General features: G+C 41.4%; 24 protein-coding genes and 1 other annotated feature. Of the genes, 21 read left to right on the top strand and 3 right to left on the bottom strand.

Going from position 1 to position 26,961, the window contains the following annotated elements:
- Positions 1-4: 4 nt before the first annotated feature.
- Positions 5-634 (bottom strand): indolepyruvate oxidoreductase subunit beta, encoded by a 630-nt coding sequence (locus tag NQ560_RS10200; protein ID WP_005334003.1) that lies wholly within the window; start codon positions 632-634, stop codon positions 5-7.
- Complete coding sequence (gene iorA / locus NQ560_RS10195) at positions 627-2,450, bottom strand: indolepyruvate ferredoxin oxidoreductase subunit alpha (protein WP_005334001.1); 1,824 nt, start codon at positions 2,448-2,450, stop codon at positions 627-629. The genes NQ560_RS10200 and iorA overlap by 8 nt, the downstream gene beginning before the upstream one ends.
- A gap of 524 nt (positions 2,451-2,974) precedes the next feature.
- On the opposite strand from iorA, the gene NQ560_RS10190 reads away from it, so the two are divergent.
- From NQ560_RS10190 to NQ560_RS10095, 20 genes are all read left to right on the top strand, one after another.
- Entirely contained in the window at positions 2,975-3,682 is a 708-nt protein-coding gene (locus NQ560_RS10190) for a response regulator transcription factor (protein WP_005333997.1), read from the top strand.
- Entirely contained in the window at positions 3,654-5,783 is a 2,130-nt protein-coding gene (locus tag NQ560_RS10185) for a sensor histidine kinase (protein WP_005333995.1), read from the top strand. The genes NQ560_RS10190 and NQ560_RS10185 overlap by 29 nt, the downstream gene beginning before the upstream one ends.
- A gap of 192 nt (positions 5,784-5,975) precedes the next feature.
- Positions 5,976-6,350: a diacylglycerol kinase family protein gene (locus NQ560_RS10180; protein ID WP_005333993.1), complete on the top strand. Its 375-nt coding sequence runs from the start codon at positions 5,976-5,978 to the stop codon at positions 6,348-6,350.
- A 65-nt stretch (positions 6,351-6,415) separates the two neighbouring features.
- Positions 6,416-6,796, top strand: a complete 381-nt coding sequence (locus NQ560_RS10175; protein ID WP_005333985.1) for a hypothetical protein — start codon at positions 6,416-6,418, stop codon at positions 6,794-6,796.
- Between the two features lies 1 nt (position 6,797).
- Positions 6,798-8,384: an ABC1 kinase family protein gene (locus NQ560_RS10170; protein WP_005333984.1), complete on the top strand. Its 1,587-nt coding sequence runs from the start codon at positions 6,798-6,800 to the stop codon at positions 8,382-8,384.
- 91 nt (positions 8,385-8,475) lie between these two features.
- Positions 8,476-8,991 carry a YcxB family protein gene (locus NQ560_RS10165; protein ID WP_005333983.1) on the top strand — a complete coding sequence of 172 codons (516 nt, stop codon included), beginning with the start codon at positions 8,476-8,478 and terminating at the stop codon, positions 8,989-8,991.
- Between the two features lie 59 nt (positions 8,992-9,050).
- Complete coding sequence (locus NQ560_RS10160) at positions 9,051-10,394, top strand: MATE family efflux transporter (RefSeq protein WP_040015557.1); 1,344 nt, start codon at positions 9,051-9,053, stop codon at positions 10,392-10,394.
- Between the two features lie 153 nt (positions 10,395-10,547).
- Positions 10,548-10,895 carry a hypothetical protein gene (locus NQ560_RS10155; protein ID WP_005333981.1) on the top strand — a complete coding sequence of 116 codons (348 nt, stop codon included), beginning with the start codon at positions 10,548-10,550 and terminating at the stop codon, positions 10,893-10,895.
- A gap of 99 nt (positions 10,896-10,994) precedes the next feature.
- Entirely contained in the window at positions 10,995-12,098 is a 1,104-nt protein-coding gene (locus NQ560_RS10150; RefSeq protein WP_040015666.1) for a 5-methyltetrahydropteroyltriglutamate--homocysteine S-methyltransferase, read from the top strand.
- A gap of 275 nt (positions 12,099-12,373) precedes the next feature.
- Positions 12,374-13,129, top strand: a complete 756-nt coding sequence (locus NQ560_RS10145) for a phosphatase PAP2 family protein (protein ID WP_040015556.1) — start codon at positions 12,374-12,376, stop codon at positions 13,127-13,129.
- Entirely contained in the window at positions 13,119-14,150 is a 1,032-nt protein-coding gene (locus NQ560_RS10140) for a lysylphosphatidylglycerol synthase transmembrane domain-containing protein (RefSeq protein WP_005333976.1), read from the top strand. Before NQ560_RS10145 ends, NQ560_RS10140 begins: the two co-directional genes overlap by 11 nt.
- 18 nt (positions 14,151-14,168) lie before the next feature.
- Positions 14,169-14,789: a CDP-alcohol phosphatidyltransferase family protein gene (locus NQ560_RS10135; RefSeq protein ID WP_005333974.1), complete on the top strand. Its 621-nt coding sequence runs from the start codon at positions 14,169-14,171 to the stop codon at positions 14,787-14,789.
- A 72-nt stretch (positions 14,790-14,861) separates the two neighbouring features.
- Positions 14,862-15,737 carry a phosphatidylserine decarboxylase gene (locus NQ560_RS10130; RefSeq protein ID WP_005333972.1) on the top strand — a complete coding sequence of 292 codons (876 nt, stop codon included), beginning with the start codon at positions 14,862-14,864 and terminating at the stop codon, positions 15,735-15,737.
- 232 nt (positions 15,738-15,969) lie between these two features.
- Positions 15,970-17,085, top strand: a complete 1,116-nt coding sequence (locus NQ560_RS10125; protein ID WP_040015555.1) for a DnaJ C-terminal domain-containing protein — start codon at positions 15,970-15,972, stop codon at positions 17,083-17,085.
- 269 nt (positions 17,086-17,354) lie between these two features.
- Positions 17,355-18,416 carry a tryptophan--tRNA ligase gene (trpS, locus tag NQ560_RS10120; RefSeq protein WP_005333967.1) on the top strand — a complete coding sequence of 354 codons (1,062 nt, stop codon included), beginning with the start codon at positions 17,355-17,357 and terminating at the stop codon, positions 18,414-18,416.
- A gap of 148 nt (positions 18,417-18,564) precedes the next feature.
- Complete coding sequence (locus NQ560_RS10115) at positions 18,565-20,289, top strand: ABC transporter ATP-binding protein (RefSeq protein WP_005333965.1); 1,725 nt, start codon at positions 18,565-18,567, stop codon at positions 20,287-20,289.
- A gap of 128 nt (positions 20,290-20,417) precedes the next feature.
- A complete protein-coding gene (locus tag NQ560_RS10110) occupies positions 20,418-21,068 on the top strand; it encodes a cyclodeaminase/cyclohydrolase family protein (RefSeq protein ID WP_105308917.1) in 651 nt (216 codons plus the stop codon).
- A 30-nt stretch (positions 21,069-21,098) separates the two neighbouring features.
- Positions 21,099-21,962, top strand: a complete 864-nt coding sequence (locus NQ560_RS10105) for a bifunctional 5,10-methylenetetrahydrofolate dehydrogenase/5,10-methenyltetrahydrofolate cyclohydrolase (RefSeq protein WP_040015554.1) — start codon at positions 21,099-21,101, stop codon at positions 21,960-21,962.
- Positions 21,963-22,074: 112 nt separating this feature from the next.
- Positions 22,075-22,318 (top strand) — a binding site (T-box leader).
- A gap of 148 nt (positions 22,319-22,466) precedes the next feature.
- Positions 22,467-23,489: a bile acid:sodium symporter family protein gene (locus tag NQ560_RS10100; RefSeq protein ID WP_005333961.1), complete on the top strand. Its 1,023-nt coding sequence runs from the start codon at positions 22,467-22,469 to the stop codon at positions 23,487-23,489.
- A gap of 176 nt (positions 23,490-23,665) precedes the next feature.
- A complete protein-coding gene (locus NQ560_RS10095; protein ID WP_227087272.1) occupies positions 23,666-24,733 on the top strand; it encodes a coiled-coil domain-containing protein in 1,068 nt (355 codons plus the stop codon).
- 86 nt (positions 24,734-24,819) lie between these two features.
- Here the strand turns inward: NQ560_RS10095 and NQ560_RS10090 are convergent, their stop codons facing one another.
- A complete protein-coding gene (locus tag NQ560_RS10090; RefSeq protein ID WP_040015553.1) occupies positions 24,820-25,674 on the bottom strand; it encodes a YitT family protein in 855 nt (284 codons plus the stop codon).
- 171 nt (positions 25,675-25,845) lie between these two features.
- Here NQ560_RS10090 and NQ560_RS10085 point away from each other — a divergent pair, with 171 nt between their 5' ends.
- Entirely contained in the window at positions 25,846-26,961 is a 1,116-nt protein-coding gene (locus tag NQ560_RS10085; protein ID WP_005333955.1) for a hypothetical protein, read from the top strand.

The raw sequence follows: 26,961 nt of genomic DNA, 5'->3' as shown, positions 1-26,961 counted from the left end.
TAATTTATGCGTAACGTAGTGCTTTTAAATTCATTTCATGGAATTTCTCTGGCAAGGTCTTTTTCATTACTTCTTCTATTTCCTCAAGGGAAAAATCTAAAACTCCGGTGCGGATAGCTGCACCTAAAAGTACCATGTTCAATACTTTCTGAGAACCGATTTCCCGGCAAATAGTATCTGCATCGATAAGAGTCAGATTTTCCACATGTTTCTTCAGATAATCGATCATCGGAGGCGCATCGTAGGAAGAGCCGCTTAGTGTTGCGGTAACTGGTTTGATCGCGTGGGTACTGACGACAACCTGCCCATGTTCTTTCAGGTAAGGCAGCATTCGTACCGTCTCTCCAGGTTCAAAGCCAATAATAAGATCGGCAGTTCCGGTTTTGATCATTGGGGAATATAGATTTTTTCCCATACGCAAATGACTGAAGACGCTGCCGCCACGTTGTGCCATACCGATGGTTTCAGCACTCATGACAGGAATGTCTTTGCTCATAGCTGCTGCTGCAAGGAGTTTGGAGGCGAGGACAGTTCCCTGACCGCCGACACCACACAGAACAATATTTCTGTTTGTTGCGATATCGGAAGTGTTTATAACATTTGCTGTAGTTGTATTATTTACGATATTATTCATAATCGTCACCTCCTGCAATTGCACAGACCGGGCACACCTGGCTGCAAAGATGACAGCCGGTACACATAGAAGCGTCAATGCAGATTTTTCCATCATTCATCACAATCGCCGGACAGCCCAGATCACGGATACATTTTTTACAGCCGATACAGGAATCCTGATCAACATGAAGCGGAGCTTTTGGCTTGGTAACGGCAATACAAGGAGCTTTGAAAATGATTGCTCTTACGCCGGATTTTTCTGCCATGCGTTTAACACAAGAAACAGAAGCTTCCAGTTCCAGAGGATTGATGGTCTCAATCTCGGTGACACCAATTCCTCGCAGTACCTGTTCAATATTGATTTTCTGGACAATTTCTCCCATGACGGTCCGTCCGGTGCCAGGGTGTGGCTGGTGGCCGGTCATGGCAGTTGTAGAGTTGTCGAGAACAACGAGTACCATATTTGCCTGATTGTAGACTGCATTTACTACGCCGGTGATCGCGGAGGCGAAAAATGTAGAATCGCCCACGAATGCAAAGCAGGTGGTATCGGGTTCTACTTTTTCTACGCCCTGTGCAATATTGAGTCCGGCGCCCATGCACAGACAAGTATCGACCATGTCAAGAGGCATGGCATTTCCAAGTGTATAACAGCCGATGTCACCGCAGAAAATCGTTTTCTTACCTTTCATGGCAGTTTTGACTGCGTAGAAAGAAGCCCGGTGCGGACAGCCGGCACACAGAACCGGAGGACGTACAGGCAGAGCCGGAGGCTCTGGAAGTTCCTGTGCTTTTGACGTGTCTAATCCAAGAAATGTATGGATATAATTAGAGACGCTGTCTCGTGTATTTTCTCCGGCACAGGCAGTATCACCGCTCAGCTTGCCAATGATCTTCGTATTTAAATGATATTTCCCGCAAATATAAATTAATTCACGTTCGATGACTGGATCTAATTCTTCCAGACAGAGCACTTCGTCCAGTCCGGTTAAGAACTCGACTGCCAGTTTCTCAGGAAACGGGTGCGGTGTAGAGACTTTCAGATGGCGTACCATACCAGTCTCTTTTAATGTCTCCATAGCGTATGTATAGCTGATTCCTCCGGAAGCAATACCTTTTTTTGAGTCGGCATATTTGTCACAAGCCGGAATCAGTTTGTTCTTTTCATAAGAAGAAAAAACATCGGAAAGCTCTTTGTTCCTGGCTTCAATTTTCTGATGATTCATAAAAGACAGTTTCGGGAAAATGACCCAACGCTTGGAATCCTTGATAAAGCCTTCCGGTTTGTTGTGGTAGTATTCGGATTTATCCTTGATATCGATGGTTGCATAGCCATGACAGACTCTTGTGGTCGGACGGAGGAATACCGGTGTTTTATATTTTTCGGAGCATTCAAATGCTTCCTGAATCATCTCATAAGCTTCCTGGGCGGAAGAAGGGTCGAAACAAGGGAGCTTGGAAAATCTGGAAAAATGTCTTGTATCCTGCTCGGTCTGGGAAGAAATCGGTCCCGGATCATCGGCAACGAGAATGACCATGCCACCTTTGACTCCAACATATTCCAAACTCATAAGTGGATCAGATGCAACATTTAAACCGACCTGCTTCATAGTGACGAGAGAACGCGCTCCGGCGTAAGCAGCGCCGGCGGCCAGCTCCATAGCGGCTTTTTCATTGACAGACCATTCTACATAGACATCATCCGGGCGGTATTTTGCGACCGTCTCAAGAACCTCGGTAGAAGGTGTTCCAGGGTAACCTGCGACCACATTTACACCGGCAGCTACAGCGCCGAGCGCGATGGCGGCATTACCCATTAAGAATTCTTTATGCATAAATTCACCTCATATTATTTTTATAGGTATGATAGCAATGAGATTATGAAAACAGACGAACCTCATAGCAATCGAAATATATAAAAACAGTATAGTACGTTAAAGCGAGAAATTCAATTGTAGAATCTTTAGAAAATCTTTCGAATTTCTGCATGCTGTTTTTTAATATTCATTTTTATGATATTTAAAACAAGAGAAATTATATATCAGCTGGAAGATGACTCACACCTCTATAGGTGGTGAGAAACAAGCTGGTATCAGTGGTGGGAGTCATCTTCCAGCTGATATAGCCTCCGGCAGGGCGCACATTGTCCGGTGGACAATGGTTTTGCGCCGACCGAAACGGAGTGTAGACTTGCAGAGGTGCGCAGTAGAAGTATGTCATGCAATTGCATGACGCGCACCTCGCAGCAAGAATGCCGAGGCATTCTTGAAATCTTGAAGAAAAGTGAAAAAGGAGGTGCCGGATATGGTATACTTGGAAAGGCAGCAAAAGTATGAGAAAGTGAGAGGTATATAAGAGTATGGAAATGAACCATGTGCTGATCGTTGAAGACGATAAGGAAATCCGGGAGGGTGTTGAGATATATTTGAAAAGCCAGGGATATGTAGTATTCCAGGCGGCAGACGGAGTTGAGGGACTGGAAGTAATTGAGAAGGAAGAAATCCATCTGGCAATTGTGGATGTGATGATGCCAAGAATGGACGGGATCCAGATGACGGTAAAGCTTCGGGAAAAATACGATTTTCCGGTGATTTTTCTGTCTGCAAAATCAGAAGAAGTGGATAAGATCATGGGGCTTAATATGGGAGCTGATGATTATGTAACAAAACCATTTACTCCATTGGAGCTGCTTGCAAGAGTAAATTCACAGCTTCGCAGATACCGGAGATTTATGGAAAAATTAGGAGACAAAGAAAAGACGCAGAACATTCACGTGATCGGAGGTCTTGAACTAGATGAAGAACGAGTGGAAGTTCGTGTGGATGGGGAACTTGTAAAAGTAACTCCGATGGAATATAAAATTTTATTACTGTTAATGAAGAATCCTGGAAGGGTGTTCTCTGCAGACGAGATTTATGAACGTGTGTGGAATGAACGTGCAGTCAACACAGACACGATCATGGTGCATGTGCGGAATATTCGTGAGAAAATTGAGATTAACCCGAAGGAACCAAAATATTTGAAGGTGGTGTGGGGAGTTGGATACAAAATTGAAAAACAGGCATAAATTAGCTATATTTTTTATCATGATTACAATATTGATTCCATCATTGGCAATGATGACCGGGTATTTTGGCTGGTATCAGATGAAAACTGAGACGAAGACAAAAGCATTTAAAAATGCGGAGAAATCGTCAGATTTTCTGGGACATTTTCTGGAGAGTACGTATCTGCTCTATAATACAGAAAGTGAAAGAAAGTACGCAGATGATGTTGAAAAATCTCTGTATGATTCTTACAATGCAGAAATGTCAGAGTATTCACATTTTAATTCTTATCTGGACTATCGGGTGCTTGATGAAAATGGCGGTGATGTTGAAAAAAGTACGGTCAGTTCAGGGAAGAATCTGACAGAAAGCAATCTAAAAAATTATGCCCTTGGAATGATTATTTCGTATGATGCAAATGGGAAACCAAGTGTCAACATTAAGAAAAGTGATTATGCAAAAGAACAGACAGTAACCATGAGAAAGCTTATCGGGAATTATTTTCAGGACAGCTGGCTGTCTTATTGTGAAGTGACGATTTATCCTGATACGGATGAGGATTATGAGGAAGTATCCTTGCAGACACCGAAGAACCGAACATACTTGTTTGCAATGTCAACGGAGAATCTGAAGGAGTATATCAATGATTATAAAATCGGAAATCCGGATTCGGATTACGCACCAGATGAAATGAATAATACAATTTTGTTGTGGATGCTGGTCGTAGCGGCTGCGGCATGGCTATATCCTTGCTTCAAGACTTTTCAGACGGGAAATGAAAAAATCTTCCATGCTCCGTTGGAGGTGACTGTGATTGCAGCTTTTGTGCTGATTGAAATCTTGATGAATCAAAGCGGAGCATTGTTAAGCCGGACGAAAGGGTATCCGGATTTCTTAGACTGGATGGTGTGGCTCGGAACATTTGCAGCCACATACTGGATCGCAGCGAGCCTTAGAAGAGTCATACCGCTGGGAATAAAAGGATACTTGAAACAGCAGACCATGGTCGGACGCCATTGGAAGAAAATCAAAATGATAGGGAGCAACGGAGAAGATACTGCAAAATCCCTTGGAAAAAGATTTAAAGCATTTGTTGCAAAAGTATGGAAATCGCTGCAGGAAGTAGATTTGACGGATAAGAGCAACAAAATTTTACTCAGAATCGTTATTTGCAACTTTGCCGTATTATTTTTAGTATGTCTTTTCTGGGACTATCGCATGCAGGCACTTGTCATATATTCCATTATATTATTCTTCATTTTGCGGAAATATTACAAAGACATAAAGCGAAAATACGCCAGACTTTTAGAAGCAACCGGAGAATTGGCGAAAGGCAATATGAATGTGGAAATCCAGGAAGATCTTGGCGTGTTCAATCCATTTAAACCAGAGATTGAAAAGATTCAGGAAGGCTACAAAAAAGCAGTGGAAGAGGAAATAAAAAGCCAGCGTATGAAGACAGAACTCATTACAAATGTGTCCCACGATCTGAAAACACCACTGACAGCAATCATTACTTATGTTAATCTTCTGAAAGATGAAAAAGACGAAGAGAAAAAGAAAGAGTATGTCGATGTGCTGGAACGAAAATCTATGCGCCTGAAAGTGCTGATTGAAGATTTGTTCGATATCAGTAAGGCAAGCAGCAAAAATATAACATTGAATCTGACAGATGTTGATGTTGTGAACCTGTTTAAACAGGTGAAGCTGGAACTGGATGAAAAAATCGAAAAAACAGATCTGGAATTCAAATGCAATTATCCGGAAGAAAAGATGATGGCTGTTCTGGATGGACAAAAGACATACCGGATCTTTGAAAACCTGATCGTGAACGTTACCAAATACGCAATGCCACATACAAGGGTATTTGTGGATATTTTCAGAGAAGAAAATGAAATCGTAGTACAGATGAAAAATGTTTCGAAAGATGAATTGACATTCAATCCACAGGAGATTACCGAGCGTTTTGTACGCGGTGATGAATCCAGAAATTCAGAGGGCTCCGGTCTGGGACTTGCAATCGTAAGAAGCTTTACAGAACTGCAAGGTGGACACTTCCATGTTGAGACAGAGGCAGATCTGTTCAAGGCAGAGATACGGTGGCCGTGGAAAAATAAATAAGACAATTAATACAATTTCAATTGGGGACGGGGTTTTTTGAAAAAAACCCCGTCCCCAATTGAAGTTTAACCTGTCCCTTTTTGAATTGTGTAATTTTGGTACACATTTTAAAAAGGGAAAACTTTCGGGCATACTGGATATTATCAATGAAATTTGTTATAATAGTGACACATATAAAAGTAGGTGATTCGAATGAAAATGGAAAAGAAAGATCCGCTATATCGAAGTTTCGGCTATGCCTTTCAGGGAATTTTTACTTGTGTCCGGAAAGAACGGAATATGAAGATTCATTGTGTGGCGGCAGTGGTTGTTGTGATTGCGGGTGTGATTTTGAAGATTTCAGCGATTGAGTGGTGCATCTGTATGGTGCTGTTCGGACTGGTCATGGCGCTGGAACATGTGAATACGGCAGTGGAAGCGGTGGTGGATATGGTGACAGAAGAATATCACCCGTTGGCGAAAGTTGCGAAAGATACCGCAGCAGGAGCAGTGCTCATTGCGGCAATTATGGCAGCAATCGCAGGGTGCATTATATTTTTGCCGAAGATAGCGCAGATATTGCAGTAATCCAATTTAGAACAAGACTTCCGTAATATAGAAGTTTTAGAATAGACGTAAAGGAGATATGACTTATGGAAAGATTAGGAGAAGGATTAAAGAAACTGGCACTTGCAGGAATCGGAACAGCAGCGTATGCAGTGGAGAAATCTGCAGATATTCTGGATACTCTTGCAAAAAAAGGTGAGGAGACAGTTGAGCAGGGAAAGGTGCTCAACAAAGAGTTAAAGCATAATGTGAAGTCTACGATCAAAGATTACAAAGCTTCCAATGGAAGGATGCATACGGTACATGAGGCAGAGGTTGTGGAAGCAGAGGTCGTAGAGGACGATGATATTCCAGGTTCAGCAACTGAGGTGGAAGATGTCGATGACCATGAGAAAACGGAGACAGAAGAAGATGAAACTGACAGTAAAATGGAAACTGTAGAAGAAACTGAGACAGAGGAAGAATAACGTGTCCGAAAAGAAAAATGAAAATGGATACAAAGGAAGATTTCGAGAAATAGCGGCGGTTCTTCACAAGCATGAAATTTCAAAAGGAATCACTCCGGAAAAGTTGAGGTTGATTTTGGAAGACTTGGGACCGACTTTTGTTAAGGTCGGTCAGTTGATGTCCCTGAGATCAGATATTTTACCGAAGAATTATTGTGATGAATTGCAGAAGTTGTGTTCCGATGTACCTCCGATGCCTTTTTATGAGGTGGAGGAGGTGCTTCGGGACTCTTTTGGATATGAGTGGCAGGAAGAATTTGAGTGGATCGATGAGACACCGCTTGGTTCAGCGTCTATCGCGCAGGTGCATCGGGCACGGTTAAAAACTGGAGAAGAAGTGGTCATTAAGGTACAGCGAAAAGGTATTTATGAGACCATGGCGCGAGATATCGGACTCATGCACAAGCTGGTATCCCTTGTTCCACCAATCAGTATCACTGACATGGTGGATTTTAAAATGGTATTGAATGAGCTGTGGAAGGTCACTCAAGAGGAAATGAATTTCATCATTGAAGCCGGGAATATGGAAGAGTTCAAAGAGAAGAACAGGGACGTTGCATTTGTGGATACGCCGGTTCTTTTTAAAGAATACACCACGTCTTCGGTTATTGTGATGGAGTACATTGATGGTTACGCCATTGATGATAAGGAACATTTGCTGGAAGATGGCTATGATATGAATGAAATAGGAAGCAAATATGTGGACAATTTCATCAAACAGGTCATGGACGACGGCTTTTTTCATGCGGATCCGCACCCGGGAAATGTACGAATCCGGGATGGTAAGATTGTCTGGATCGACATGGGTATGATGGGACGACTTACAGAACGCGACCGGGAACAGATTGCCAAGGCAGTGGAAGGTGTTGCCTTTAATGATATCGGCATGATCCAGGATGCTGTGCTGGCGCTTGGAGAATTTCGCGGAGAGCCAGATCCAAGCCAGCTTTATAAGGACATTCGAGGTTTGATGGCAAAGTATGGAACGGCAGATATGGGAAATATTGACGTGGCAGAAGTCCTTCAGGATCTCATGGATGTCATGAAGGAAAATAAAATCACCATGCCCCACGGACTGACTATGCTGGCGAGAGGACTTGCTCATGTAGAGGGGGTGCTTGCGGATATCAGTCCGCAGATTAATATGGTAGAGATTGCAGCATCCCGGCTGAAAAGTCAGTTTATCCAGAATCATGACTGGAAAAAAGAAGCAAAATCCGGGGCGAAGAGCATTTATCTGTCTATGAGAAAAGCAGTGGATATTCCGGCTCTTGTGGCAGATCTTTTAGACGGTTACATGAAAGGTCAGACGAGGATCAATCTGGATCTGCATGCAGGAGAAGACCTGGCGAATTTGTTGCGCCGCGTCACGAGAAATGTGGTCATGGGTCTTTGGGTCATGGCGCTGCTTATTAGTTCCAGCATTATCTGCACGACAGATATGAAGCCGAAGATTCTGGGCATCCCGGCACTTGGTGCAATTGGATACTTAGGCGCATCTGTAATTGTACTCTATGTGTTTATAAAACACATTTTTTCAAGGAAATAATCGAGTCTGAGGCAGAGGCAGCCTGAGGCTTGGAAAAATATGCTGTAATATCTGAAAAGTGATAAGGAATAAAATATGAGGAGAGGTTAAAATGGAAGTACAGTCGGTTATTAATGAGTCAGCATTAAAAGAGGCGAGAAAATATCTGATCAAGCCGGGAATCCGTAAGATCAGTGCAATTGCCAGTGCAGCATTTGTGCTGCTGGCAGCATATTGTATGTTGGCAGGAAGACCGTCTACGATGTTGCTGGCAGTATTTGCAATTGTCATTTTTTATGGGGAATTAAAAATGATCGAGAGCAAACAGATTAAAGGATTCCTGAAAAAATTGGATGAGCTTTATGGAAAAAAAGAAGTGATCGCACCAATTGTATTTCGCGATGCAGATATTCTGATCCAGAATCCGCTTTCCGGTGGGAAAAATGCAGTCAGATATGAAGTTATGGATACATTAATTGAGACAGAGCATTATTTCCTTCTCTTTACAAAGGAGTGGCAGATCACAATTATTGCGAAAGATGGAATGGATTCAGGAGAAAAAGACAGGTTCTTGAAAATGATGGAAGAAAAGATGCCGGGCTTAAAGAGAAAGTATGGAAAGAAATAATCCAGAATATATGTAAAATGGAGAAAATACAGAAGTAGGATTTAAAGGTAATTTTTATTATGGAGAGAGATTTGACGAGTGGCAGTGTGTTCAAGACGGTAGTTTATTTTTCTTTACCGTACTTGTTGTCATACTTTTTACAGACATTATATGGAATGGCAGATCTGTTCATTGTAGGGCAGTTCGGAGGAGTCAGCAGTACGACAGCAGTGTCGATCGGAAGTCAGATCATGCATATGTTAACGGTAATGATAGTGGGACTTGCCATGGGTTCGACAGTGATGATCGGTCGTAGTATCGGTGCAAAAAATAAACGGCAGGCAGCGGAATGTATCGGAAATACGGTGACGATGTTTATGGGAATAGCTATGGTTCTGATGGCAGTCCTTCTTGTGCTTGTCCGACCAATTGTGGGAATAATGTCTACTCCGGCGGAGGCAGTAGAAGGGACAGTTCGTTATCTGACTATTTGTTTTATAGGGATTCCTTTTATCACAGCTTATAATATTATCAGCTCCATTTTCCGGGGGATGGGGGATTCTAAGAGTCCGATGTATTTTATTGCGGTGGCATGTGCGGCCAATATCGGATTGGATTATCTGTTTATTGGGCTGCTGGGGTTGGATGCAGCCGGTGCCGCCCTTGGAACGACAATCGCACAGGCAATCAGTGTAGTTGTATCGATGGTTGTGATTTTGAAAAGAAAGGGTGGAATTCGTCTGGAAAAATCGGATTTCAGACCGAAACGCATGACCATGAAAAATATTTTAAAGGTCGGAGTTCCGGTGTGCCTGCAGGACGGTTTCATCCAGGTATCTTTTGTTGTAATCACGATTTTTGCAAACCAGCGAGGACTGACAGATGCGGCAGCAGTTGGAATTGTGGAGAAGATCATCAGTATTTTATTCCTTGTTCCATCGTCTATGATGTCTACAATCTCAGCACTTGTGGCGCAGAATATCGGAGCGGGAAAACACGACCGTGCAAAGCTGACATTAAAATATGTGCTGATGATTACGGTGACATATGGATTAATTATGACGATTATCGTACAGTTTGTGTCAGTTCCGCTGGTAGGATTATTTACAAATGATGGTGCAGTTGCAGTAAGTGGAGCCGGATATCTTCGCAGCTATGCGTCAGACTGCATTTTCGCAGGAATTCATTTCTGCCTGAGTGGATATTTCTATGCATATGGTCTGTCAGTGATTTCGTTCATTCATAATTCGATATCGATTGTGTGTGCGAGAATCCCACTATCCTACTATGCGTCAGTGCATTTTAAGGATACGCTGTTCCCAATGGGATGTGCAGCTCCGGCAGGCTCACTCATTTCTGTAGTGATTTGTGTTGGTGTCTTTATCTGGCTGGAGCACCACGAAGATAAGTATCAAAATATATAGTAAATGCATTGATTTCGACATCTGTAATGTATCGTTTATTAGTCTCAAATTTTGTCTCGTTTTTTGCACCTTTTCTATTGATTTTGCAGTTGAATCAAGATAAAATCGGTTGTAAAAGTGAGGCAAAACGGAACAAAAAAGAGGAGGCGGAATATGAATCAGGCAGATATTGAAAAATATGCATTTTTGTATTTTTGTGGAGAGAAGGACAGAGATATTTTACTTGAAAATAGAAAAATGACATTTGAGGATTTGGAGCGGTTTAGTTATCTGACAGATCTTTTCGGGTTTCAGAAATATCGTGCACAGATCTGGAACAAATTTTCCGGGCAGTTTGAAGAAAAATTCGAGGCGCTGGAACATTTATATGAAGAAAGTGCAGATATTGTTCGAGACAATTATATTTCACAAGATCAGGAAGATTTAGACGATACTGACCAACAGACACAATGGAAAAATGATTTCTTAAGAAATGCAGTTTGCCATAACTTAAAGTTATGACAAACTGCGCTTTTTATGTATTTTTCAAATCTTCTTTTCTCTTGTATAGTGTAATGCATGAAGAGGATAGCAAAAAACATGGGAAAAGGAGATTTTGATATGATTCAGATAAAGTATGATATTGTAGGTTCTTTCCTCCGCCCGGAGGCAATTAAAAAAGCGAGAGCAGAGTTTAAAAGTGGTGCAATCACAAGAGAAGATTTGAAAAAGGTTGAGGACGAGGAGATTACAAAGCTGGTTAAAAAAGAAGTGGAGCATGGCCTTCCATTTATCACAGATGGAGAGTTCCGCCGCCGCTGGTGGCATCTGGACTGGCTGAAAGAGTTCGATGGATTTGATACAATTCATTTTACGAAGGAAATCAATGGAACGAGTAATGAAATCGAGCTTGGAACAGTGACAGGAAAGATTTTCTATGACAAGAATAAGGTTCACCCGGAGGTGGAAGCATGGGATTATCTTCACAGGCTGGCATCCCAGTATGAAGGTGTGACTGCGAAGAAATGTATTTCCGGTCCGAATATGATTCTGATCGATCACTTCCTTCAGCTTGGCAACAAAGAAACTCCGTATTATGGAAGAGATTTAAAAGCTTTGATTGATGATATTGCAAAGGCTTATCAGGAGGCAATTTTGGATTTTTATGATCATGGATGCCGCTATCTGCAGATTGACGATACTTCATGGACCTACCTGATTGATGAGAAGTTTTTACAGAAAGTAGAAGCACTTGGTTATACGCAGAAAGAGGTGTTGAACTGGTTTTGGAATGTGTCCACAAAAGCATTGGAAAAGAAGCCTGTTGATATGGTTGTTGCAACACATTTCTGCAAAGGAAATTTCAAAGGGAATCCGTTATTTTCTGGATTTTATGATGCAGTGGCACCAGTCATTGCAGACATTCCGTATGATGCATTCTTTGTAGAGTATGACGATGCGCGCTCAGGTTCTTTTGAACCTTGGAAAGTGTTAAAAGATAAGGACGCTCTCTTTGTGGCAGGGCTGATCTCCACAAAGAATCCTGTTCTGGAAGACCACGATGAAATTAAGAAACGTTATGAGGAAGCAAAAGCGGTAGTGGGAGAGCAGATTGCACTTTCCCCGCAGTGTGGATTTGCTTCCGTGGAAGAAGGAAACTGTATTGACGAAGAGACGCAGTGGAAGAAGATAGACCTTCTTGTATCCTGCAAGGACTTCTTATAAAAAATCTGTTTGCCAGGCAGACTGGAAATTCACATTGAGGATTATGAATGAGTCTTGAAAATATATATCAGCTGACTAAATGAGAAAATCACTTATTTAGTCGGCTTTTTAGCGTGTGTGCATATGACAAAAGGGTCTGGAAAGCTTAGCAGAGTGCCGAAACTCCACAGTTTCTTAAGGAAACTCATAAATTTTATTAAGATATTCTAAAGTATGTTGTTATTTTATTTTCTGCGTATAAAATAGGTATTATGAACAAATTAAGCAGAGAGAAAATGTGTAAAAAAGAGAAAAAAGAAATCTTAAGAATTTTATTGCCACCGATATTTACATTTTTGTTGAATTCTGTGGTATACTGGGGTGCACCCTTAATTAAAACAGGAATTGTGGTACACAATCTGTCGAGTTCTGTTGACAGGATTGTTCCATTTATGCCGCAATTCATCATAATTTATTTTGGATGCTATATATTCTGGGTTGTGAATTATCTACTCATTGCGGCGCAGAAAGAGGAACACAGGTATCAATTTTTTACTGCTGACTTTTATGCGCGGCTGATCTGTTTTGTCTGTTTTGTATTTTTCCCAACTACAAATACAAGACCGGAACTTACAGGCAGTGATATCTTTACTGGTGCAGTTCGTTTCCTGTACCAGATTGACAAGCCGGTAAATTTGTTTCCGTCTATTCACTGTATGGCGAGCTGGTTTTGCTGTATAGGACTTAGAAAATGTGAAAATGTTCCAAAGTGGTACCAAAATTTGTCTGAGATTATCGCAGTTCTGGTATTTATTTCTACCCTTGCGCTCAGACAGCATGTACTGGTTGATGTATTTAGTGGAATTTTGGTGGCAGAAGTAACATGGCAGATCAGCAGACGTACGAATGGATATCGGATTTATCAGAGAATCATTGAAAATATGTCAGATTGGCTGCAACATATCATTAACCGGCTGAAACATGTATGGAAGGATTTGTTTTTTCGGGCCAAAAGGAAACAGCTGACAGGGGGAAGGAAGAATGGCAGATAAGAAAAAAATGATATTTAATATAGTATTCCTGATCCTTGTATTTGCCGGAACACTGTATGGCGTCTTTCACGGGGAGGATCTTGGAAAAATCGTCCACATTGTGAAGACTGTGGATCCGCTTTGGCTGATTCCGGGTGTGATCTGTGTCGTGATTTTTATCTGGGGTGAATCCATCATCATTTTTTATATGATGCACACGCTTGGAATCAAACTGAAAAAATGGACCTGTTTTTTATTTTCCTCGGTCGGTTTTTTCTTTAGCTGTATTACTCCGTCAGCGACAGGCGGACAGCCGGCTCAGATATATTATATGAAAAAAGAGAAGATTCCGATTCCGGTGTCTACGCTTGTTCTTATGATCGTGACTATTACATATAAGCTGGTACTTGTGGTAATCGGAGTTACACTGACAATTTTTGGTCAGGGCTTTATTAAGGCACACCTTTACCGGGTTCGTCACATTTTTTATCTGGGGACGGCACTCAATGTATTCTGTGTGTCAGGAATGCTGGTACTTGTATTTCATCCGATGCTTGCAAGATCAATTCTTGTAAAAGGACTTGACCTTCTGGAAAAAATGCATTTGATGAAGAAAAAGAGTTCAAGACTTGAAAAGTTGAATGCTTCTATGGATCAGTACCGTGCGACGGCGGTGTATCTGCGGGAGCATGTATGGGTGCTTGTGGAAGTGTTTGCAATTACAGTATTCCAGAGATTTGCATTATTCGCGGCAACCTGGTTTGTATATAAAGCATTTGGACTCTCCGGAAGTTCTGCATTTGTCATAATTATATTGCAGGGAACCATCTCTGTGGCTGTGGATATGTTGCCACTGCCAGGAGGAATGGGAATCAGCGAACAGTTATTTTTAAGAATATTTTTACCAATATTTGGAAGTAAGTTATTGCTTCCGGGAATGCTCTTAAGCCGTGGCCTGGGATATTACACCGAGCTGCTCTTAAGTGCACTGCTTACAATTGTTGCGAATTTTACAATAGGAAGAAATGTTAAAAAGGGATAAGAAAGTTGAGGAAAATGAATGATGTTAGGTGTATATGATTACACAGTAGTGCTGACGTATGTAAGTGTATTGATTTCGATGGGGGGAATGCTGTTTTCCGTGAATGGTTATCCGAGAATGGCGATTGTCTGTCTGGCACTGTCAGGATTTTGTGATATGTTTGACGGCAAGATTGCCCGGACGAAAAAAAATCGTACTGAAGTGGAGAAAAAGTTTGGAATTCAGATTGATTCGTTGGCAGATATTATCTGCTTTGGTGTGGGACCTTCATTGATTGCATATCGTATGGGAATGAACCATGGTATCGGAGTTACGATTCTGATGTTCTATGTGCTGGCAGGACTGATCCGTCTGGCATGGTATAATGTGTCTGAAGAAATCCGTCAGGAAGAGACTACGGAAAACAGGGAATGTTATCAAGGACTTCCGATTACTTCTATGGCAGTTGCACTTCCTATTTTATATGTGTTCCGTCCGATACTTGGCAAAGATTTTATCATTGCCTTGCATGCGCTTGTACTGATCATCGGACTTTTGTTTATCACAAATTTCAGACTCCGCAAGCCGAAGAAGCTGGGACAGACTGTCATGGTTGTCATTGTCGCACTGGCAGTGCTGCATGGACTGCATATCTGGTAGAGAATTCCTGCAAAGTCAGGTGGAATCGTGAAAGAATATATGAGAGATTGAACATTAAGTGAGGGAAAAGACATGGCTGTGACATATATCACTCGTGATGGAACGAAAATAGACGGAACGACTGGACAGGATCACCTGTTAGAAGTTATTTATGGTCATGCGCTGACCAGAATGCTGCTCCGCCCATTTTTGTCTCCGGCAGTTTCTGATATTTGTGGAAAGTTTTTAAGTACAAGACTTTCCAGGAGGATAATCCCTTCCTTTGTAAAAAAGAATCACATTGATCTTGGTATTTATGAAAAGCAGGAATTTGATTCCTATAATGCATTTTTTACAAGGAAGATCAAGGCGGAGCAAAGACCGATCAATGAACAGAAAAATATTCTGATCAGCCCAAGCGACGGAAAAGTCACTGCATATCCAATCACGCAGAAAGGGAGATTCTGGATCAAACACACACAGTACTCGGCAGCGCAGCTTTTAAAAGATGAGCGTTTGGCAGAACGTTATATGGGCGGCTGGATTTATGTGATCCGTCTGACAGTGGATGATTATCACCGGTACTGCTATGTGGCAGATGGACGAAAGTCAAGGCAGCGGAAGATTCGCGGCGTACTTCATACAGTGAACCCAGTGGCAAATGATTACTATCCAATTTACAAAATGAATTCGAGGGAATACTGTCTTCTAAAGACAAAGGAGCTAGGAACAATCCTTCTTATGGAAGTAGGAGCTTTGATGGTTGGGAAAATCAATAATCATGAAGAAGATTCTGCTCAGGTAAAACGTGGTGACGAAAAAGGAATGTTCGAATTCGGTGGTTCTACGATTGTGGTGATGACAGAGCCTGGCATGGCAGAACCGGACAAGGATATTATCCACAATACAAAAGCACAGGCAGAGACATTGGTAAAAATGGGCGAGCCTATTGGTTGTAAATATGAATAATTCCGGGCGTTAAAAAAATATAATCTTATGTTGACATTATAAAAAATGAGTGTTATATTACAAGTAGAACAAAAGAGAGTTCTGAAGTAATCGAGAAATTATGTTTTATGGCAGATATGATTACCCCACAGGTAAATTCCTGTGGGGTAATTTAAGATATCAGAGGGTATCAGAATACAATCTGCAGACATTCTTGAATATGAAAAACAGCAAACTAAGGGAGGAACAGATTATGTCAGCAAAAAGAGATTATTATGAAGTCCTAGGAGTTAGCCGGGATGCAGACAAGAACACAATAAAAAAGGCATATCGCAAACTGGCAAAAAAATACCACCCGGATACAAATCAGGGAAATGCACAGGCGGCAGAGCGCTTCAAGGAAGCAACAGAAGCCTACAATATATTAAGTGACCCGGAAAAGAAAAAAATGTACGACCAGTTTGGTCATGCTGCATTCGATGGAAGCGGTGCAGCAGGTGGTGCTTATGGTGGCGCTTATAGCAGAAATGGAGGCGGTACTTACCAGTATGCAGGACCGGACGGTACATTCCATGAATATCATTTTGAAGGAAATGGCGATATGGACGATTTCCTGAAGAACATTTTTGGAGGAAGCTTTGGTGGCTTTGGCGGCGCTACAAGAAGTTCTTCGAAAGGATCAAGGAGTGGCTTTAGTGGAAGTGGCTTTGGAAGAAGTGGCTTTGGCGGCACTGGTTTTAGTGGAAGTGGCTTTGGAGGAAGCGGCTTTAGTGGAAGTGGCTTTGGCGAAAGTGGATCGTATGGAAATTACAGCCAGGGCGGAGCAGATGTTACAGCAGAAATTACAGTAGGATTTGACGAAGCTGCCTTTGGTTGTGAGAAAGTCATACATTTGACGGAAAATAATGGAAAAGCAGTAGGCAAAGCATTGAAGGTAAAGATTCCGGCCGGCATTGATACGGGTAAGAGTATTCGGCTTCGCGGAAAAGGAAATCCGGGAATCAATGGCGGAAAAGCAGGAGATCTTCTTCTGAAAGTGAAAGTCGCATCAAAACCAGGATATGAACGGAAGGGCATGGATGTTTACACAACAGTCAGAGTTCCATTCACAACAGCAGTACTTGGTGGTGAGGCGAAGGTTGAGACACTTCACGGAAATGTATTGTGCAAGATTAATCCGGGAACTCAGTCCGGAACAAAGATTCGTTTGAGAGGCAAAGGAATTGTTTCTATGAAAGATAAGAATCAGCATGGAGATCAATATGTGACGGTCCAGATTGATGTGCCGGGAAATTTGAGTGAAGAAGCAAAAAGAAAATTAAGAGAATTCGAAGTAGCATGTAAGAAAGGACAACAAGGTGTAGCATAATAATAAAAGAATAGATTTATAATATAGATTTACAGGATAAACCTAAACCTACAGTTTAACGAATTACTGTGTTCGTGTATTGACGCTTTCTTAAGAAAAGCTTATAATGAACAAAGATATTGCCTGCGTAGATATTGCTTGCGTAGATATTGCTTGCTTTGAATCTACGCTTTAAGCATAGATAATATAAGGAAAGCAGGCAGATTATAAAGACATGTAATTGTATATGGATACAGATTATGTAAAATATATGCTAAGGAGAACAAAAAATGAAGAAAATTATCTTAACCGGTGACAGACCAACAGGACGTCTTCATGTGGGACATTATGTAGGATCACTGCAGGAGCGTGTGAAATTGCAGAATTCCGGTGATTATGATGAAATCTATATTATGATTGCAGATGCTCAGGCATTGACAGACAATGCGGAACATCCAGAGAAAGTAAGACAGAATATTATGAATGTGGCACTGGATTATCTTGCTTGCGGAATCGACCCGGCAAAATCTAATATTTTCATTCAGTCTATGGTTCCGGAACTGACAGAGCTTACATTTTATTATATGAATCTGGTTACAGTGTCCAGAGTACAGAGGAACCCTACAGTAAAAGCCGAGATTCAGCAGAGAAATTTTGAGGCAAGCATTCCGGTCGGATTTTTCTGCTATCCGATCAGTCAGGCAGCAGATATCACGGCGTTTCGTGCAACAACTGTACCGGTAGGAGAGGATCAGCTGCCGATGCTGGAGCAGTGTAAAGAAATCGTACACAAATTCAACAGCGTGTATGGTGAGACACTGACAGAGCCAGATATTATTCTTCCATCTAACAAAGCATGCCTGAGACTGCCGGGAATCGACGGTAAGGCAAAGATGAGTAAATCACTTGGAAATTGTATTTACCTGTCAGATGAAGCAGAAGACATTAAGAAAAAAGTTATGTCCATGTTCACAGATCCGAATCACTTAAGAGTCGAAGATCCAGGGCAGGTAGAAGGCAACCCGGTATTCATTTATCTTGATGCATTCTGCAAGCAGGATTATGTAGACGAATTTCTTCCAGATTATGCAAACCTGGAGGAACTGAAAGAACATTACAAACGCGGTGGACTTGGAGATGTAAAAGTAAAAAAATTCCTGAACAATGTAATGCAGGCAGAACTTGCACCAATCCGCGAGAGAAGAAAATCATGGGAGAAGAGACTTCCGGATGTATACGACATTCTCAAAGAAGGAAGCAAGGTTGCAGAGGCAAAAGCTGCAGAAACACTTCGAGATGTAAAAAATTCTATGAAGATAAACTATTTTGAAGATCCAGACTTTTTGAAATAATTGGAATTGTTTTGACGATTACAAAAAGGGACAGGTTAAAGTTTAATTGGGGACGGGGTTTTTTTGAAAAAACCCCGTCCCCAATTATATATTTTCAAAATTGTATATATAATATTACTAGCGATTTTGGGTAGAAAGAGGTTTTTAAATGCATACGTTAAAGAGATTTATTCAATATTATACGCCGTACAAAGCTGTTTTTTTCTTAGATCTTGTCTGTGCAGCGATAATCAGCCTGGTGGATCTGGCTTTTCCTCAGATTTTACGGACACTTACGAGGACGTTGTTTGTGAAAAATGCGTCTTCAATTATGCGTAATCTTGTACCGATTGGGATTGTGTTGTTCTTGATTTATGTTCTTCAGGCATGTTGTAAATATTATGTCAGCTATCAGGGGCATATGATGGGAGCGCACATGGAGCGCGATATGCGCCAACAATTATTTGATCATTATGAAAAATTATCGTTTTCTTATTATGATCAGAACAATTCCGGACAGATGATGAGTAAACTGGTATCGGATCTGTTTGATATTGCGGAGTTTGCGCATCACGGACCGGAGAATTTATTTATCTCGCTGATTAAAATTATCGGCTCTTTTGTATTTTTATTCCTGATCAACTGGAAGCTTGCGATCCCGCTTCTTGTAATGGTTGTATTTATGATTTTCTTTTCGGGCAGCCAGAACCGGAAGATGCAGACAACATTTATGGATAACAGGCAGAAAATCGGGAACGTGAATTCCAGTTTGCAGGATACGCTTGCTGGAATCCGTGTCGTACAGTCTTTTGCAAATGAAGAGATTGAGCGGGAGAAGTTCATGGAGAGCAATCATGGATTTCTTTTATCTAAGAAAGCGAACTATCAGTGTATGGGAAGCTTTATGAGTGGAAATCTGTTCTTTCAGGGCATGATGTATCTGATTACGCTTGTATTTGGAGGCTGGCTCATAGCCCATGGTCAGATGGAAGTATCTGATCTTGCTATGTATGCGCTTTATATCGGAATCTTTATCAGTCCGATTCAGATTCTTGTGGAGCTGACTGAGATGATGCAGAAAGGTCTGTCCGGATTTCGGAGATTTCTGGACGTGGTCGAGACAGAGCCTGAGATTACGAATGCACCGGATGCAGAGCTGCTTGATGACGTGAAGGGAGATGTGAATTATGAAAATGTTTTCTTTCATTATAGTGATGATGATACGCCGGTTCTGGAAAATGTATCGTTCCATATTCCGGCTGGAAAATCAATTGCGTTGGTTGGTCCTTCTGGAAGTGGCAAGACAACAATTTGTTCCCTGCTTCCAAGATTTTACGATGTAACAGGTGGAAAGATTACGGTTGACGGAAAAGATGTGAGAAAGCTGACCCTTGAGAGTCTGCGTAATCAGATTGGTCTTGTGCAGCAGGATGTTTATCTTTTCTGTGGAAGTATCCGTGAAAATATTGCATATGGTAAGCCTGACGCTACGATGGAAGAGATTGAAGATGCGGCAAAGAAAGCCAATATCCATGACTTTATTATGGAACTTCCGGATGGATATGAAACATTTGTCGGAGAAAGAGGAACCCGGCTTTCCGGTGGACAGAAGCAGAGAATTTCTATTGCCAGAGTTTTCCTTAAGAATCCGCCAATCCTGATTCTGGATGAGGCGACCAGTGCATTGGACAATGAAAGTGAACGTTGGATCCAGCAGAGTCTTGAAGAGTTGGCAAAGAATCGTACAACCATTACAATTGCACATCGTTTGTCCACAATCCGTAATGCAGATGAGATTCTGGTCGTTGCTGACAATGGAATAGCAGAGCGTGGAACACACGATGAGTTAATCGCACGTGGTGGTATTTATGCACATTATTATGAAATGTCATAGTTTTTACAAAATGTAGATAAAATTGGCACATAGATTTAGATAATATGGAAATTGATGTGTCACTTAGAAAATGTTATTATAATAACAATCTTTATGATTTAAAGTATTTAGAGAATGAGGTACGTACTATGAGTTCATTAGACAAACAGATAGATTTTACGGAAAACTCATGCAAGGATTTTATTGATGTCCTTGCAAGCAGTGCCCCGATTCCGGGAGGCGGCGGAGCGTCTGCTTTAGTTGGAGCAATCGGAGTGGCACTCGGCAATATGGTGGGAAGTCTTACTGTCGGTAAGAAGCGTTATGCAGATGTAGAAGAAGATATTATCCGTTGTAAAAAAGAAGCAGATGAAATTACAAAGCGGCTTCTTGAACTTGTGGCAAAAGATGCCGAGGTCTTTGAACCATTAAGTAAAGCGTACAGTCTGCCAAAGAGTACGCCGGAAGAACTTGCAAAAAAGGAAGAAGTTATGGCAGTTGTGTTAAAAGATGCATGTGAAGTACCGCTTGAAATTATGAAAACCTGTGCAAGAGGATTAGACCTGATGAAAGAGTTTGCTGAAAAAGGAAGCCGGATTGCACTTAGTGATGCAGGAGTCGGAGCAACACTTTTGAAGTCTGCACTGCAGGGCGCGTCATTGAACATTTATATTAACACAAAATCTATGAAAGATCGTGTATTAGCTCAACAGTTGAATGATGAGACAGACAGTCTCAGAAAAACTTATGAGAAGAAGGCAGATGAAATATTTGAAAACGTATGCAATGAGATTCGTTAAGTCACGGTAATGAAAAAGGAGAATCGCAAAATGGCACAGATACTGTTAGGTAAAGAAGTAACTGCTTCATTGAATGAGGAGATTGAAGAAAAAGTAAAAACATTAAAAGAGCATCAAGTGATGCCGAAACTTGGAATTATCCGAATTGGTGAAAAACAGGATGATATTGCATACGAGCGCAATGCTGTAAAGCGTTGCGAAAAATTATCTGTGGCATATGAAAAGTTTCTGCTTCCGGAAGATGTAACGGAAGAAATAGTGATTGATACGATCCAGAAACTAAACAAGGCGGAAGATATTCACGGAGTATTGGTTTTCCGCCCGTTGCCATCTCATCTGGACGAAGAGAAAATCTTAAATACATTGGCTGTAGAAAAGGACGTAGATGGAATTACCAATCTTTCCATGGCAGGTATATTTGCCGGAAAAGAGATGGGCTATGCGCCGTGTACCGCAAGTGCATGTATCAGGATCCTGGACCATTATGGAATTGACTGTACCGGGAAAAAAGCAGTGATCGTAGGACGAAGCCTTGTAGTTGGAAAGCCGGTATCTATGATGCTTCTGAAGAAAAATGCAACAATTACAGTCTGTCATACAAAGACTAAGAATATAAAGCAGGAAGTACAGGCTGCAGATATCGTAGTTGCGGCAGCAGGAAGTGCAGGATTTATAAAGAAAGAACATTTAAGAACGGGACAGGTTGTTATTGACGTGGGAATCAATGTGAACGAAGAAGGCAATCTGTGCGGAGACGTAGCATTTGATGAGGCAGAACCGATTGTAGATGCAATTACACCGGTTCCAGGAGGAGTTGGCGGAGTCACGACTTCAATTTTGGTGGAGCATGTGGTAAATGCGGCACTTTTGAAAATGGAAGCCAGTGAGAAATAGTATTACAAATATGTGAAAAGGTTAAAAAACATCAAGAAAAAGGTTAAAATTACTTCTTGAAATTTCTGCTCATAAGTATATAATATCAATTTGTAAATAAATATTAGTTCACCGAAATTCGTTGATGAGAACAATGCCGTATCAATTGTTATTTCACAGAGAGCCTGTGTGTGGTGTAAGCAGGCAGTAGCAAGATAAGGATATCCTCTCTGAGAAGCGGGTTGAAAGTTATATCAGTAGACCTCGCCGGTATCCTCCGTTACAGGGAAAGCGTATGTTAGTACGTGACAGAGTGTCGTAAAGTATTGTATTTTACGGAATCAGGGTGGTAACGCGGAATTCTATTCGTCCCTTTTCAGACTATGGTCTGGGAAGGGGCTTTTTGCATTAGTGAAAATATGTAATCCCGGAATGTGTCAGAGTGATTTCATTGTATACTATGCAAATATGCAGGGAATGAGAGTAGTTTTGGTGGACATGTAATAGCTTAAGGAGGACTTGAAAATGAAAGCATTACAAAAAGCAAGCAAATTTTTATCAGATTACACGTCGGTTGTAGTAATCGCAATTGCGATTGTTACATTTTTCGTACCATCTATGATGGGGTGGGTCAATTATGCCCTGTTCACAGATATGGTAGCCAATAAATTCACCAGTCAGTCTATTATCATTGGTGTCATCATGTTCAGCATGGGGCTGACACTGACAACAGAAGATTTTAAGATACTGGCACAGCGTCCATTTGATATCTGTGTAGGTGCAATCGCACAGTATCTGATCATGCCATTTCTGGCATTTGCACTGACGAAGTTATTACATCTTCCTGACGGAATCGCACTTGGACTGATTTTGGTAGGCTGCTGCCCAGGAGGCGTATCTTCCAATATCATGTCTTATCTGTGTGGTGGAGATGTAGCATTTTCTGTAGGAATGACAACAGTATCTACACTGGTTTCCCCGGTTATGACACCGCTTATGGTATCATTTCTCGCAAGAGGAACTCAGATTACGATCAAAGGACTTCCAATGTTCGTATCTATCATTGAGACAGTAATCCTTCCTGTAGGATTTGGATTTTTACTGAATTATCTGTATGGTAAGAAGAAAATGTTCCATGAGATCCAGCAGATGATGCCAGGGGTTGCAGTTCTTGGACTTGCATGTGTTGTTGGTGGTGTTGTATCTTCACAGGGATCAAAATTCTTCCAGTCCGGCGTTGTAATCTTTGTTGCAGTACTGCTTCACAATGGACTTGGATATCTGTTCGGATACGGTGCAGGAAAACTGGTTGGAATGAACACATCCAAAAAGAGAACGATAGCGATCGAAGTCGGAATGCAGAACGCAGGACTCGCCACAAATCTTGCTACAACGACAGCGCAGTTCGCGTCCACACCGGAGTCAGCAATCATCTGTGCAGTCTCCTGTACATGGCATTCTATCTCAGGAACATTACTTGCAGGAATGTTTGCAATGTATGATAAAAAGAAAGAAAAAGCTGCTGGAAAAGTAGTTACAGAACAGTAAAAATATTAAAAAAAAGCTGCCGGGAAACAGTCGGAAAGACTCGAAACAAGGCAGCTTTTTGTGTAGTCAGAGAGCCCTGAAAAAACGTGCTGCGCAAAGAAAGGTTGTTCTTTTTGAAAAAATAGTATATAATGTCTTAGTGTTAACCCCAAAACAAACAAGAAAGGATTACATTTATGAACATGCATAAGAAACGGATCGCAAGACGCGGGGCAGCCTTTGTCTGTGCGTTCGGTGTCGCACTGTCAGCAATGCCGGTGCATGCAGCGGAGGTCAAAAGCCTCGAAGATAAGACCAGTAATCTTCAAAGTCAACTGGAAGGGATTAATCAGGATTTGGTTACGCTCAGCAATAAGATTGCTGAGACAGAAGCGGAAATTGAAGAGTCGAACAATGAAGTATACCGCCTGGAGGCATCACTTCAGATTTCTCGTAATAACGAGGAAAAGCAGTATGAAACGATGAAGACTCGTATTAAGTACATGTATGAAAATGGTTCAGAGACAATGATCACTATGCTGTTTACTGCAGACAGTATGGGAGACTTCCTCAACAAAGCCGAGTTCATTCAGAACATTACCGATTATGATAAGGAAATGTTGGAGAACATGATGGAGATACGTCAAGGTATCGAGACGCAGGAAGAGGATCTTAAGAGCCAGCAGCAGGAACTGACAGATTTACAGAGTCAGTTAAATACTGAGCAGCAGAATCTTCAGGCGAAAGCAGCAGCAACTTCCACAGATCTTGCGACTGTGAATGCGCAGCTTCAGGCAGCGCGTGAGGCACAGGCAAAGCAGGAGGAAGAAGCGCAGAAAAAAGCACAGGAAGAAGCGGCAAAGCAGGCATCAGCTTCCACTGGAAATAATACTTCCGGAAGCAGTTCCAATAATAACAGCCCTTCCAAACCTTCTAATTCCGGAAGTAATAATAACTCCGGGAGCAGTTCCAGTAATGGAAAGTATAATATTCCTTCCGGTGGTCTGACCCCATCCAAAGGGAGAATCTGGTTTAACGGACATACTGAAACCTATTATTCACAGAAGGTACTTCCGGGAGCAGGACTTAACATTCCGGGACGTCATATTGCGAGTGACGGAACAATCCGTGACAAAGATGGTTATATTGTACTTGCCAGTGATGACTATCCAAAAGGAACCGTGGTCGAGACCTCTCTTGGAGCTGGAAAAGTCTATGATAGTGGAAGTGGAAAAGGTAATATTGATTTGTATACCGACTGGTAGGAAAAGAAAGAGTGAGAACTCATATGACAGAAAAATTGCTCAGACCGTGTAAGGTCTGAGCAATTTTTTGTCATATAGAATGTGTACTAAATTTTTGGCTGATACCGCATATTGGAAACTTTGTAGATTGTGATAAACGCCTTAGGATCCACCTGATTGATGTATTTCATCAATTTCTGGTATTCTGTTTTATCCACAATGGTGATAATTTCGTTATGCTTTTCCATTGTGTAAGCACCGATGGCTTCATAGATAGTAGCCCCGCTGTGCAGTTCATATAAAATGAAGTGGCGCAGCTCTTCTTCTTTCTGGGTGATGATGCAGACGCGCCGTTTCATATCTTGATTGAAGATAAAGTGATCCAGTACGATTCCGTTAAAATAAGTACCGAGGACACTTAAAACTACAGTTTTCTTATCGTACACAAGTGCTGCGGACAGAGCCACACACATACCGGACAGTGACATGGCTTTTCCGAGATCCATATGCAGATATTTGTTCATGATTTTGGCAACAATATCCAGTCCGCCAGAAGAGGCATTTCGATTGAACAAAATTGCAAGTCCGACGCTTACGACCAGTATATAACAGAGTACATCCAGTTCCTGGCTGTCGGTCATGGAGTAAAAATCCGGGAAAATCTTTTCGAAAAGCCCCAGAAACAGTGGAAGCATAATGCTTGTATAGACAGTTTTTGCTCCGAATTCCCGACCGCATGTAAAGAATCCGATAATCAGAAGCACTACATTTAAAATCATAGTGATTGCTGACAATGGAAGCGGTACAAAGTTTGACAGAATGATTCCAAGACCAGAGATACTGCTGACAGAAGCGTGGCTTGGTACAAGGAAGAAGTAGACTGCAGCGGCAATAATTGCCACAGCAAGCGTCAGAATCAACGTTTCCTTTACAGAGTCTGTGTATTGATTTTTCTTATTCATATGTAACAATCCCCCACAAATAACATTTGCAACATTCATTTGCAAAGTATATTTTAACTGGTTCTGTGTGGAATAACAAGGTGTCTGTTGTATAAAATTGACAGAGATTTATAAAGAGCAGTATAATTAAAAAAGTAATAGCAAATGAGGGGATGGATTGGGAGGAGATGTATGGGAAAAAGAAAAGCCGTTTATTGGATCCTTCTTGCTTTGATAATGGTCACAGTGACAGGTTGTGACTATACGCTGGAAGAAAAGAGAGAAATGAAGCGTTATGAAAAGCAAGGACGGGAAAATGCGAAAAATTATATAAGAGAAAAATATGGAATCGATGCAAAGATTACAGAGATAAACTGTGAGAAATACAGTTCAAGTCCGGTGCCGGATTTTTTCCCTGCTCCCACCGGAAATGTATTCGTGAAAATGAAGTACAAGGGGGCAGATTTTTTAGTTGCGATATCAGGACAGAAAAAGAATACGGACGGGCTTGATAATTATCAGTTTCAGGAGATTGCCACAGCATTTGCACAAGAAATGTATAACATCACAGGACTTCACGCAGAGAGTGCCTATGTATGTTATGGTGAGTATGGAACGGTAAAAGATGAAAAAAATGGAATGATCCACACATTTTATGATGGGGAAAATCTGGCAGAAGTCTTGCAGAAGGAATCTGCAAGAGCTGTTGTATCTTATGCCAATCAGGACGTAGAGCAGATTCCTGTATCGCAGATAAGCCAGAAGACAGGCGTTGATACAATATTGCTTACGGATTACGAGAGCCGGGAAGCATATCAGACGGTTCGGTGTCCATATTATAATCTGGCTGGCTGGCCGATTGAAAATGGAATAGAGAATCAACTGTATCTGATGAATGGATATCGTGTTGTGGGTGCGGGTGAAGATACCTATGTAAAATGTGAGAAAAAAATTCAGGATGATATTATCCTGATTACAGAAAATCCAAAGGATCAGATCATACTTGAAAAAACCAGTCTGGATTCACAGGAGAATTGGAATGGAAATGGATTTATTGATGCGAAGCAGGTAGCCAGTGCCTATGCATTTGACACAAATTCTGAAAAAGTATATGTGTATTTTCCGGTGGAAAAACTGGACACGAAAGAAGTGAAAGAAGCTCAGTTAGTCAAGCAGTATCAGTATAAAGGAGAAACATGCTATGACAATATCATCAGCAAAGTGACTGATGATGGCAAGTATATTCATGGCATCGTCTATACAAGAGACGAGACGGAGATAAAAATATCCGTGTTTATAGATAAGTAG

This window comes from Dorea formicigenerans, from assembly GCF_025150245.1.
Taxonomy (GTDB): Bacteria; Bacillota; Clostridia; order Lachnospirales; family Lachnospiraceae; genus Dorea; species Dorea formicigenerans.
This window is presented reverse-complemented; position numbering and strand designations above follow the sequence as displayed.

What these genes read in the sequence shown, in the direction of transcription:
- NQ560_RS10200 (WP_005334003.1), bottom strand. Translation starts at nt 634, where the DNA reads ATGAATAATATCGTAAATAATACAACTACAGCAAATGTTATAAACACT.
- iorA (WP_005334001.1), bottom strand. Translation starts at nt 2,450, where the DNA reads ATGCATAAAGAATTCTTAATGGGTAATGCCGCCATCGCGCTCGGCGCT.
- NQ560_RS10190 (WP_005333997.1), top strand. Translation starts at nt 2,975, where the DNA reads ATGGAAATGAACCATGTGCTGATCGTTGAAGACGATAAGGAAATCCGG.
- NQ560_RS10180 (WP_005333993.1), top strand. Translation starts at nt 5,976, where the DNA reads ATGAAAATGGAAAAGAAAGATCCGCTATATCGAAGTTTCGGCTATGCC.
- NQ560_RS10175 (WP_005333985.1), top strand. Translation starts at nt 6,416, where the DNA reads ATGGAAAGATTAGGAGAAGGATTAAAGAAACTGGCACTTGCAGGAATC.
- NQ560_RS10165 (WP_005333983.1), top strand. Translation starts at nt 8,476, where the DNA reads ATGGAAGTACAGTCGGTTATTAATGAGTCAGCATTAAAAGAGGCGAGA.
- NQ560_RS10160 (WP_040015557.1), top strand. Translation starts at nt 9,051, where the DNA reads ATGGAGAGAGATTTGACGAGTGGCAGTGTGTTCAAGACGGTAGTTTAT.
- NQ560_RS10155 (WP_005333981.1), top strand. Translation starts at nt 10,548, where the DNA reads ATGAATCAGGCAGATATTGAAAAATATGCATTTTTGTATTTTTGTGGA.
- NQ560_RS10150 (WP_040015666.1), top strand. Translation starts at nt 10,995, where the DNA reads ATGATTCAGATAAAGTATGATATTGTAGGTTCTTTCCTCCGCCCGGAG.
- NQ560_RS10145 (WP_040015556.1), top strand. Translation starts at nt 12,374, where the DNA reads ATGTGTAAAAAAGAGAAAAAAGAAATCTTAAGAATTTTATTGCCACCG.
- NQ560_RS10140 (WP_005333976.1), top strand. Translation starts at nt 13,119, where the DNA reads ATGGCAGATAAGAAAAAAATGATATTTAATATAGTATTCCTGATCCTT.
- NQ560_RS10135 (WP_005333974.1), top strand. Translation starts at nt 14,169, where the DNA reads ATGATGTTAGGTGTATATGATTACACAGTAGTGCTGACGTATGTAAGT.
- NQ560_RS10130 (WP_005333972.1), top strand. Translation starts at nt 14,862, where the DNA reads ATGGCTGTGACATATATCACTCGTGATGGAACGAAAATAGACGGAACG.
- NQ560_RS10125 (WP_040015555.1), top strand. Translation starts at nt 15,970, where the DNA reads ATGTCAGCAAAAAGAGATTATTATGAAGTCCTAGGAGTTAGCCGGGAT.
- trpS (WP_005333967.1), top strand. Translation starts at nt 17,355, where the DNA reads ATGAAGAAAATTATCTTAACCGGTGACAGACCAACAGGACGTCTTCAT.
- NQ560_RS10115 (WP_005333965.1), top strand. Translation starts at nt 18,565, where the DNA reads ATGCATACGTTAAAGAGATTTATTCAATATTATACGCCGTACAAAGCT.
- NQ560_RS10110 (WP_105308917.1), top strand. Translation starts at nt 20,418, where the DNA reads ATGAGTTCATTAGACAAACAGATAGATTTTACGGAAAACTCATGCAAG.
- NQ560_RS10105 (WP_040015554.1), top strand. Translation starts at nt 21,099, where the DNA reads ATGGCACAGATACTGTTAGGTAAAGAAGTAACTGCTTCATTGAATGAG.
- NQ560_RS10100 (WP_005333961.1), top strand. Translation starts at nt 22,467, where the DNA reads ATGAAAGCATTACAAAAAGCAAGCAAATTTTTATCAGATTACACGTCG.
- NQ560_RS10095 (WP_227087272.1), top strand. Translation starts at nt 23,666, where the DNA reads ATGAACATGCATAAGAAACGGATCGCAAGACGCGGGGCAGCCTTTGTC.
- NQ560_RS10090 (WP_040015553.1), bottom strand. Translation starts at nt 25,674, where the DNA reads ATGAATAAGAAAAATCAATACACAGACTCTGTAAAGGAAACGTTGATT.
- NQ560_RS10085 (WP_005333955.1), top strand. Translation starts at nt 25,846, where the DNA reads ATGGGAAAAAGAAAAGCCGTTTATTGGATCCTTCTTGCTTTGATAATG.